Origin of the sequence: Hyella patelloides LEGE 07179, assembly GCF_900659865.1 — a bacterium.
GTDB classification, from domain to species: Bacteria; Cyanobacteriota; Cyanobacteriia; order Cyanobacteriales; family Xenococcaceae; genus Hyella; species Hyella patelloides.
In genome coordinates, this window is the sequence record NZ_LR214045.1 from 1 (window position 1) to 9,275 (window position 9,275).

Annotated in this window: 11 protein-coding genes and 1 tRNA gene; 5 read left to right on the plus strand and 7 right to left on the minus strand. The window is 35.8% G+C overall.

Features of this window, described 5'->3' with window-relative positions:
- Window positions 1-282: 282 nt before the first annotated feature.
- Entirely contained in the window at window positions 283-462 is a 180-nt protein-coding gene (locus H1P_RS39075) for a DnaB-like helicase N-terminal domain-containing protein (RefSeq protein ID WP_281291247.1), read from the plus strand.
- The gene (gene dnaB, locus H1P_RS27745) at window positions 410-1,663 is read left to right on the plus strand and encodes a replicative DNA helicase (RefSeq protein ID WP_281291248.1); all 1,254 of its coding nucleotides are present in this window, start codon (window positions 410-412) and stop codon (window positions 1,661-1,663) included. The genes H1P_RS39075 and dnaB overlap by 53 nt, the downstream gene beginning before the upstream one ends.
- A gap of 1 nt (window position 1,664) precedes the next feature.
- Here dnaB and H1P_RS27750 read toward each other — a convergent pair whose 3' ends face one another.
- The 6 genes from H1P_RS27750 to psbN all read right to left on the minus strand — a co-directional run bounded on the left by H1P_RS27750 (window position 1,665) and on the right by psbN (window position 4,631).
- Window positions 1,665-2,282, minus strand: a complete 618-nt coding sequence (locus H1P_RS27750) for a hypothetical protein (RefSeq protein ID WP_144873838.1) — start codon at window positions 2,280-2,282, stop codon at window positions 1,665-1,667.
- 17 nt (window positions 2,283-2,299) lie between these two features.
- A complete protein-coding gene (locus H1P_RS27755; protein ID WP_144873840.1) occupies window positions 2,300-2,482 on the minus strand; it encodes a hypothetical protein in 183 nt (60 codons plus the stop codon).
- 528 nt (window positions 2,483-3,010) lie between these two features.
- Window positions 3,011-3,082 (minus strand) — tRNA-Thr (locus H1P_RS27760).
- A 308-nt stretch (window positions 3,083-3,390) separates the two neighbouring features.
- On the minus strand, window positions 3,391-3,798 hold the full coding sequence (locus tag H1P_RS27765; protein ID WP_144873842.1) for an MAPEG family protein: 408 nt from the start codon (window positions 3,796-3,798) through the stop codon (window positions 3,391-3,393).
- A 5-nt stretch (window positions 3,799-3,803) separates the two neighbouring features.
- Window positions 3,804-4,307 (minus strand): DNA-processing protein DprA, encoded by a 504-nt coding sequence (locus H1P_RS27770; protein ID WP_144873844.1) that lies wholly within the window; start codon window positions 4,305-4,307, stop codon window positions 3,804-3,806.
- 192 nt (window positions 4,308-4,499) lie between these two features.
- The gene (gene psbN / locus H1P_RS27775; protein ID WP_144873846.1) at window positions 4,500-4,631 is read right to left on the minus strand and encodes a photosystem II reaction center protein PsbN; all 132 of its coding nucleotides are present in this window, start codon (window positions 4,629-4,631) and stop codon (window positions 4,500-4,502) included.
- Window positions 4,632-4,714: 83 nt separating this feature from the next.
- On the opposite strand from psbN, the gene psbH reads away from it, so the two are divergent.
- Window positions 4,715-4,918, plus strand: a complete 204-nt coding sequence (gene psbH, locus H1P_RS27780; RefSeq protein WP_144873848.1) for a photosystem II reaction center phosphoprotein PsbH — start codon at window positions 4,715-4,717, stop codon at window positions 4,916-4,918.
- 121 nt (window positions 4,919-5,039) lie between these two features.
- Entirely contained in the window at window positions 5,040-5,318 is a 279-nt protein-coding gene (locus tag H1P_RS27785; protein ID WP_144873850.1) for a TatA/E family twin arginine-targeting protein translocase, read from the plus strand.
- Between the two features lie 397 nt (window positions 5,319-5,715).
- Here H1P_RS27785 and H1P_RS27790 read toward each other — a convergent pair whose 3' ends face one another.
- Window positions 5,716-7,158, minus strand: coding sequence for a TldD/PmbA family protein (locus H1P_RS27790; RefSeq protein WP_144873852.1), 1,443 nt, complete (start codon window positions 7,156-7,158; stop codon window positions 5,716-5,718).
- Between the two features lie 499 nt (window positions 7,159-7,657).
- On the opposite strand from H1P_RS27790, the gene H1P_RS27795 reads away from it, so the two are divergent.
- On the plus strand, window positions 7,658-9,037 hold the full coding sequence (locus H1P_RS27795; RefSeq protein WP_144873854.1) for a DUF2157 domain-containing protein: 1,380 nt from the start codon (window positions 7,658-7,660) through the stop codon (window positions 9,035-9,037).
- The last annotated feature ends 238 nt before the right edge of the window (window positions 9,038-9,275 follow it).

Below are 9,275 nucleotides of genomic sequence, written 5' to 3' on the forward strand. Positions count from 1 at the left end.
TGAAGAAATTCTAGTTAAACGTTGCAATGTTTTAAATGAAATGACTAAAGAAATTAGAGATTTAACGAATTACTATTGGTTATCTGATATTTAATTTAAACCTGGTTTTCTAAACAGGATTTCGTATAAAACAAACGCAGGACGAAATCGCTGGGAAGTTTACTATCGACTATATCGAGAGCGAGACAATGATTTGAATTCAAATTTACCTGAATCAAAGAAAAAGATAATTGCTGCTTTCCAAAAACAGATAAATAGTCAAGCAATAGCAGGAGATGTAGCATGAACGATAACAAACTACCTCCAGCTAATATCGAAGCCGAAGAAGCAATTTTAGGCGGTATTTTGCTCGATCCAGGGGCAATGTCCCGTATCGAAACTCAACTTCATCCTCAAGCTTTTTTTTTTATTGGCACACCAAGAAATTTATCAAGCTGCTCTCAAACTTCATCATCAAGGTAAACCAACCGACTTGATGGCAATCAGCAATTATTTAGCAGATCGTGGGAGATTGGAATCAGTCGGTGGCATGGCAAAACTCTCTCAATTATTAAATCGTACTGTTTCGGCGGTCAACATCGATCGCTATGTCGATTTGATTATGGATAAGTACCTGCGACGAAAAATTATTGAAGCGGGGAACAATATTGTTAATTTCGGTTACGATACGACTTTAGAATTGGAAACTCTCCTTGATTGTTCGCAAAAAGAGATTTTTGCAATTTCCCAACAAAAGATTCGATCTGATACGGAACATAATAGTGAAATTGCTGCTGCTGTTTTTAATCAACTTGAAAAAAAGACTCCTCTCTATTCAACGGGAATAAAAGAGCTAGATCGTCTCATGGTCGGTTTTGAACCAGGTAACATGACCATACTAGCTGGTAGACCATCGATGGGAAAAAGTGCTATTTCGCTTTATTTGGCTTTGCATGTCGCGTTCCAACATCAGCTACCTGTAGTTATTTTTTCACTGGAGATGACGAAAAAGCAGTTAGAATATCGACTCTGGAGTTTGATGAGCAAATTGGATTGTTACAAACATCTTAACTTAACTCCCATTAAAAGCGATCGCCTACGTCAATATCAAGGGAGCTTTTGTTCTCTGACAGAAGCAGAAATGAATAGTATTATCTCAATTGCCGATCTTGCTGCTCAATTACCTTTATACATGAATGAAAATCGGGGAATTAGCGTTACGAATATTGCATCGGAATGCCGTAAAATTCAAGCTAGAGAGGGGAAACTTGGTCTAGTTGTCGTGGATTATTTACAACAGATGGTGACAACCAATAGTACTGACAATCGTAGTTATGAATTGGGTGATGTGGGCAGAGGATTGTATCAATTAGCAGGAGAGTTGAAAGTTCCTATTTTAGCTCTCTCTCAAGTGAGTAGGGGAGTTGAAGGTCGCAATAATAAGCGTCCCATGATGAGCGATCTTTCTCAATCGGGAATTTTAGAGATGGTAGCGGATAATATCATTTTTGCCTATCGCGATGAATACTACAATCAAAACACCGAAAAGCTAGGGGTATTAGAGTTGATTTTAGCTAAAGCCAGACATGGAGCTACGGGAATGGCAGAGGTTTTATTTGATAAGTCTTCTGGTCTGATTCGCTCTTTTCAAGAGTTTGCTTCCGTAGAAAACTCTTATTCTTGAACTAACTAAAGTAGTCATCTGAGGGGAAGGAAACTTCCTCTCTCGGTAAAAATATTCCTTTGATACAGTTCGGGTTAACGATTGCAATCTGAATGTGATTTTGTCTTCTAAACATTGAACCTGGGTACAGAGGCTCACCTTCTATAAAAGCTGCTCTTACAGAATCAAAATATATTCCTTCTTCTCTAGCCAGTTTGTGTGCGTAGCGAATTACAGCACAATCTAATTCTCTTTTTTTAAAATCGAAATCTGCTTTTCCAAATGCAGTATTTCTTGGTAAAGGTTTATTTTCCCGTTCCAAATACCTTTTTAAAACATCAAAAGCAGTCGCTAGAAAATCTATGTATTGTTGATCTAGCAGATCGAGACAATTTCCTAAATCTAAAACCGCACCCAAAACGAAAGGGATTTTTATTGTTGAATTGGCTCTTCTGCTATCTTCTTGAGCGTATTGGATAGCTCTTTGATAATTATTTTCCCAAAAGTAAATTCCATTTCCCAACCAGTCATAAGAGTTATTACTATGACGAAAGCTATCTTCTTGATTCAAAATACGAATAGCTATTTCTCGATCTAACCCATGAAAACCGTAAACAAAACTTGGTTTTGTTGAATACATTAATTAAATAATTAGAATTAAATTATCAGTGGTTTACCTTCTGCTTTATCCTTAGCTACTGTTTCTTTTGAAAAGAATTCTTGACAGTAGTAACCAGATTCATCAATGATTTTGGCATCTTTAAGTAGTTGTATATTTTCTTCACGAGTACGGTTTTTCGCCGACTCTTGAACTTTTTTAGTAAGCTCTCTGATATCCATAGCAGCTTGTAATGGTTTCTTCTATTTTATCTTGACTCAATTCTATCATTTTGAAGATTAAAACCTTGTCTCTTATAAAGAGAAAATACTGAGACAGCAAGATTTCTTTCAATATCAAAACTGAATGTTTAGCTTTTCTTTTGCTGGGAGTTGCTGTCTTCCGAATGACAAGCTGCGCTCCTCACTCTCCAGACAGCTAGAAAATAAAGACTTAAATAATTAAATTGTCTTAACTTTTATCAATTTCTCTTTAGATAATATATTCGTTCTAAAAATCGAGATCGCTAGTTTTTATACCCAATCCAATTTATGTCATTATTGATTAGCTTCCGAGCCAGATAGCAGAATAGATCGGCTACTATCTGTTGGGTAAAAATTTTTCCTTTAACTTTAGGTCAGTTTTAGGTCAGTTGTGATGTCTAAATATACCAAAACTTATCTCAAAATACCCAACGTTATGGTCCTAGCTACTCGCCAGATATTCGTAAAACGCTTTATATACTGGTGATTTTATTGTCTTGACTTAAAAGCCCTTGATCGGGAATGATCCGACGACCTCACCCTTACCAAGGGTGCGCTCTACCACTGAGCTACAAGGGCTTAGTATTTAGCTATCTAAGCATTGTCTATCGTAACAGCTTAGTTATCAGAATGCAATTCATAAAGTACAAAAAACATAAACTTGTAAATTTGTATCATTACGTTTTTTCTATCTTTGGTCTTGGCTGATTTACTTTTGAAATCTAGGATTATTTCTTGAGCAATATCTGGAGTTTTTTCAACTTCAAATAATATAAGGTGCTAAGAATTCTCCCCAAACTATTTCTAATGATGGATTACTTCCTATTTCCAGGAGAAACTCAATTTATCGAAACAAATAACTTTATGTAGTTAATTGATGACACCCCCTAGCTGAGGGTTTTTAAACTAAGAGTAAACAACGTAAAACTAGAAGCACTACCAATCCCAAACATTAAAGAGCGTAGTGCAGGAATATCAACAATGTAAAACAAAGAAAAAAAGAAACGAGACGCTAGAAAAGCGATCGCTGAAATTTTTGCCCAATCAGAATCAACACCAGTTACATAAGCCATTAAAGCAGCAACCGTAAAAATAATTAGAGCCTCAAAACAATTTTGATGCGCCCAGGTTGCTCTTTGAGCGTAAGGAGGTAGTTTATCCAACATTGCCCTGGGAGCGGACATATCATAGCCTACCTGAAAGCGAGCAGTTGCCACAAATAGATAGGGAAAATAAGTCAAAATTACCGCCCCAACAATTCCATAGAGTAAACTAGCATTGACTGATAAATTCATTTAATTTAATCAAAATAAAATAAAGTTACTATTTTTCTTTGTTCTTCTGCTTCCTGACAAGTTTTTAGCAGAGTTTCACTGTGATGAAAAGCAAAACAAATTAATTGTTGACAACGAGAGGTAATTTCTCGGTTACAAATAGCACTGGCTTCTCCTAACGATAGATGATCGTTTGCCGAATTTTCGACCAAATGCATGACCTGTTGCAATTGTTCTTTTGATTCTCTAGGCTGAAGTTGCAAGCTTTGAGGTAAAATCACAGTTAAAAAATTAGAATCGGCTCGCATAGCTCCTTTGATGACAGCCGAGTTAGTTCCTGTTGCACCAGAGGTAACTATATGATTACCACCTACAACTAATGCATAGCTCATCATTTCTATCAGTTGTTGATGCATGATAGGCACATGACGAGAACCCAGTAAGGCAATTCGCCGAGAACCAGTTTGTTGAATTGCTGCTAGTTCCTGGGTTAATGTGTCGAGACTAGGAATATCTAGGGATTGATTCAAAAGTTTGCGGTTTAGTTTAAGTTTATTGACCCCAGATATTGTAACAAAGGATGGTGAAACAATACGAGGTAAAATCTAAATTTTTATTGCTATTTAGAGCTTTTCCCCGCTTTTTTCTACCGATTTATTGAACATTACTGGAGTCTTGTAAAACAGTGTCGGCACGACAGTACTTTATTACTATCTACTGTTCTAGTCCTCATGGTCTTCAAAAGGATCGCTTAATTCTGTTGAAGGAGGGCCAAAAGCTGTGTATATCGAAAATCCTGTAATGGCGATTACTACTGCACCGATACTGATGCTAAGAACTGTTGCAGGTTCCATAAGTTAAATAAAATTGTGATGACTATTACTCTATAATATTACAGAACATTACAAAAAATATCTTTGATAAGTATTGGTAGATTATGTCACAACGTACTGGTTTAGGCGATCTTTTAAAACCTCTTAATTCAGAATATGGTAAAGTTGCTCCTGGTTGGGGCACAACTCCGTTAATGGGAGTTTTTATGGCGTTATTCTTAGTTTTTCTCTTAATTATTCTTCAACTCTACAACTCCTCACTCATCTTAGAGGGTATTGACGTTGATTGGGCAAGTCTTGGTCGATAAGATTCAGCAATAAGAATCTTCTGTAATTAAAAATCAGTTTATTGTCCCCGTTTATCGGGGGTTTTTTCTGCAATAATCAAAGTAGAACGGAGTCGGATATAAGGTTATAAGGGAACAAACAATGAATATTTTTGGCATCGGATTACCAGAAATGGCAGTAATTATGGTAGTTGCTCTGCTAGTATTTGGTCCTAAAAAATTACCAGAGATCGGGCGTAGTTTAGGAAAAACGCTTCGCAGTTTTCAAGATGCTTCTAAGGAATTTGAGACTGAGTTTAAAAAAGAGGCTCAAAACATTGAAAAATCTGTAAAAATGAATGCTCAACTAGAAAGTACCAAGGAGCAGCCAGAAGTATCTCAAAAAAATAGTGTTTCTGTAGAACAAAATTCTCAAGGCTAACCAAAGGTTTAATCCTAGCTGCGTTGTGAACATTGGTGGTAATTTGAGGTTAAAACCTAGTTTTCATGAGGATTCTACGTGCGTCTCCAATTACTTTTGGGAATTGGTATTACTCCCAATACTTCTTGTTTAAGAATTAAGCAGTATTGATAATCGAAAAAATCATTGGTTCTGAGGAGCGAATTTAAATAGCTTTACCGAAGCCAAAGAATAGCAAGAAATTAAATTTTTAGCTGATTTCTTCATATCTAGCTTTTCATCTTTACCAGTCGATTTTTCTAGATAAATAGCATTCCTATATAGTTTATGACTCCAGAAGCAGATGAGATAGGACAAGAGCAAGTTCAACAGTAGCAGTGGCAGTGGAGGTAAATGAATTTAAAATGTGACTTAGCTTTTAAACAGTTTCTCCACCCACAACGACATCTTTAATTCTCAAACTGGGACCTCCGCAACCTACAGGTAAACCGCTTTGTCCCCCTTTACCACAACCACCAGATTCATCCCAATAAAAATCATCACCAATAGCTTCGATATTGGCTAGGGTTTTAAAGACATTTCCTGATAAAGTGACATCTCTTACGGGTTCGGCTATTTTACCGTCGCGAATCATCCAAGCTTCCCCCGCACTGAAAGTGAACATCTCGCCATTGGTCATTCCTCCCAGCCAATTGCTTGCATACACTCCTATAGGGATGTTTTGAAAAAGTTCTTTTACTGGGGTTTTACCTCTACCTATCCAAGTGTTTGTCATCCGAACAATGGGAGGATAGTGATAGCTGAGACAACGAGCGTTACCAGTGGGTTTTTCTCCTAGCTTTCCTGCGGTTTCGCGAGAGTGCAATCTACCTACGAGGACACCATCTTTAATTAATTGGGTAGTAGTGGCGGGCGTTCCTTCATCATCATAGTAGTAGCTACCGCGATGAATTTCTTCCAATTGGGAATTTTTTAAATGAGGTGCTGCGCCATCATAGATTTGTAATTCTTCTGAGCCAAAACGTCTTCCTATACTCATAGTTTCTAATAAGTCGGGGTTTTCGTAAGCCATATCTGCTTCAGAAAGATGTCCAAAAGCTTCATGGACAAATAAACCAGTTAAGATAGGGTCAATCACTACGGGATATGTTCCCCCTGGAATGACTGGTAAAGCTAGCGCATCAACGGCTCTTTGTGCTGCGCCTGTTACTTGTCGATCTAGTTGGCTTAAGTCTTCATAGGCTTTACGAGAGCCAGTGGTTTCTCTACCTGTTTGCACTATGTTTTCTTGTCTTGCGGTAGCAGAAAAACGCATTTCCAGATCTGACCAAGATTGCTCGATAAGAGTATCTTCTGAGGTGGCAATGATAATATTTTGGGTGCTATCACTGTAACTAACGGTCGTGGTAGTAATCCGATCGCTATAACTACGCAGAATATCATTATAATGGTCGCACAATGCCTTTTTATCCGTTAAAGAGATGTTGCGAGGGTCACTTCCTATGAGGGGAATGGTACACACTGTTTGTATGGGTGCAACTTCTGCCAAAATAGTCTCATCATCGCCAATAATTCTAGCACAAGCGATCGCTTCTTCCATTCTCTCTTGTAAACTTGCTAAATCATTAAAAGCCGAAAATCCCCAACCACCTTTATAACAGGCTCTTACTTGTCCACCAAGAGAAGTGCTTTCACTAAGAGTATCAATTTTTTTTCCTCTTAATAAGATATCGGTACTTTCTGCTGCTTCTAAACGAATTGTTAAAAAATCTACGCGATGGCGATAGCGGTTAATTAAATCGGTAATAATATTTTTGCGATCGTTTATATTATCGATCGTTGAGCATTTATCAGTGAACATTTATCAATAAATCATAAACTATTAGTTGAATTGTAACTCCGTTCCCAGCATCACTGTAACTAAGAGTTTCTTTAACTAGCTAACAGCTTTAAGCTCTAAGCCTATAGCCAGGGTTCAACTCCTCCACTTCTTTAAGTGGAATAGGGCGTACGTGGAGGTTAACTCCTCCGTCTCAAGCGATTCAAGTTTATAGCTAATGGCAAGCGAGCTAATTTTAAGAGATATTTTTTGTTACTTCAATATCTAAATTTCAACGCAGATCGTTAAGTTGAGAACAGTCTCATCGCTCTAAATAACTAAAAACTTTTAAATTTTAAATTTAGATTTTTCTAGACTAGATTTTATTAAACTTATAATCAACAATTAATATGTGTCGCTTCTATTTGTGGCACATTTATAATTAATAATTAAAGATCGAGTATTTAAGATTAAAATATCTACCAATAACTAACAAATAACCCTTAACAAAAATAAATCATTGTTAACTCAGTACGATTCAATGACTTCTCACAAATTTAAACAAGAATTAAAACAAGAAGCCGAACAATGGCGCATAGAAGGCTTAATAAATCAAAACATTTATGAAGCACTTGCTCAACGTTATCAGTTTACTAATTTAGCCACTAATTCTAATAATCGTTTTACTGCGGTGGTAATTACTTTTGGCTGTATTTTATTAGGATTGGCTGTTATTACTTTTGTAGCTGCTAATTGGCAGGTGTGGTCAAAATCGATTAAAGTAGCTATTTTAATTAGTTTTTTTCTAATTACAAATGTTGCAGGATTTTATATTTGGCAAAAAGCTACAGAAAATTGGCAATCTAGGTTAGGACAAGGATTACTATTATTAGGCTCACTTATTTTGGGGGCAAATATTGGTTTAATGTCCCAAATGTTTCACCAAACAGGAGCAGTGTATCAGCTATATCTAGTATGGGGTTGTGGTGTTTTATTGATGGCTTATGGCTTAGGATTAACCTCATTAGGAATTGTTGCCATTATTTTGATTAGTATTGGTTATTTTAGCAGTATGGGTTTTTTCCCTCGGGGAGAGCTTAGTCATATTATTCAATTAATTCCTTTATTGGTAAGTTGTTTATTTATTCCTTTAGCTTATAGATGCCGTTCTGCTTGGTTATTTTTTTTAGCTAGCTGCTTAACTATTGCCTCTTTTAATATTAATTTTCTTTATGATATTGATACCTTTATACAACCCTTAAGAGGATTTTTATTTGCGATCGCTTTTTTGATTCCTTTAGCTTTTTTCTGGAGTTATCAAGATAGACCAAAGCTTTTAAATTTTTCCACACCTATTTCTTTTGCTAGCCTCAGTCGAAAAATAGCAGTTTGCGATCTCAGTATCTTTTTATATCTTGCTTCTTTTAATTGGTGGTGGGATTATTATCCAACAAGTCAAGCTTCTTTTCAGGGTAATTGGTATTATTCTATTTTATGTATCCATACTTTAGTTTTTACGATTATCTCTATTTATTGGTGGTGGAAATTAGGACAGAGACGAAACAATAATACCAGATGGAGATTAGATAATCAGAGTATTTATATGGCGATCGCAATTACTACTAGCAGTCTTTTATTGTGGTTGAACTTTAACAATAATCCTGTAGGCTATTTAGGAACAATTATATTTAATTTATTTTTATTTTCCCTAGCATTTATTTTAATTCGTCAAGCTCTCAAATCAGCAAAACGCTTGGGTTATTGGAGTGGTATTATTTTATTATCGCTACAAGTATTATCTCGAATGTTTGAATATAATACAGGACTTTTAACTAAAGCCGTGGTGTTATTTATTTGTGGGTTAGGTGTAATTTTTGCAGGTATTTGGTTTGAAAAAAATCTAACTCAATCTCAAGTTTAATAATTTTTAGTTAATCAATATTTTGTAGAGTTGAATGTGCTTTTACCAACGTTCTCTACGCCATTTACTTCATTTATTTGTTGGTGACTTATGAATAGTTCTCTTACTCCAAAAAAAATACCTATAACTTATTTCATAATTCCTTTTTTAATTCAGTTATTACTTATTTTAGGAATTCCCAGTAAAAATTTTTATACTTATAAAACAGGACAAAATATTATCATTCAAACTCGTCCTG

Excerpts from the sequence above, each read along its gene's own strand:
- H1P_RS39075 (WP_281291247.1), top strand. The coding sequence starts at position 283 with ATGAACGATAACAAACTACCTCCAGCTAATATCGAAGCCGAAGAAGCA.
- H1P_RS27750 (WP_144873838.1), bottom strand. The coding sequence starts at position 2,282 with ATGTATTCAACAAAACCAAGTTTTGTTTACGGTTTTCATGGGTTAGAT.
- H1P_RS27755 (WP_144873840.1), bottom strand. The coding sequence starts at position 2,482 with ATGGATATCAGAGAGCTTACTAAAAAAGTTCAAGAGTCGGCGAAAAAC.
- H1P_RS27765 (WP_144873842.1), bottom strand. The coding sequence starts at position 3,798 with ATGAATTTATCAGTCAATGCTAGTTTACTCTATGGAATTGTTGGGGCG.
- psbN (WP_144873846.1), bottom strand. The coding sequence starts at position 4,631 with ATGGAACCTGCAACAGTTCTTAGCATCAGTATCGGTGCAGTAGTAATC.
- psbH (WP_144873848.1), top strand. The coding sequence starts at position 4,715 with ATGTCACAACGTACTGGTTTAGGCGATCTTTTAAAACCTCTTAATTCA.
- H1P_RS27785 (WP_144873850.1), top strand. The coding sequence starts at position 5,040 with ATGAATATTTTTGGCATCGGATTACCAGAAATGGCAGTAATTATGGTA.
- H1P_RS27790 (WP_144873852.1), bottom strand. The coding sequence starts at position 7,158 with ATGTTCACTGATAAATGCTCAACGATCGATAATATAAACGATCGCAAA.
- H1P_RS27795 (WP_144873854.1), top strand. The coding sequence starts at position 7,658 with ATGACTTCTCACAAATTTAAACAAGAATTAAAACAAGAAGCCGAACAA.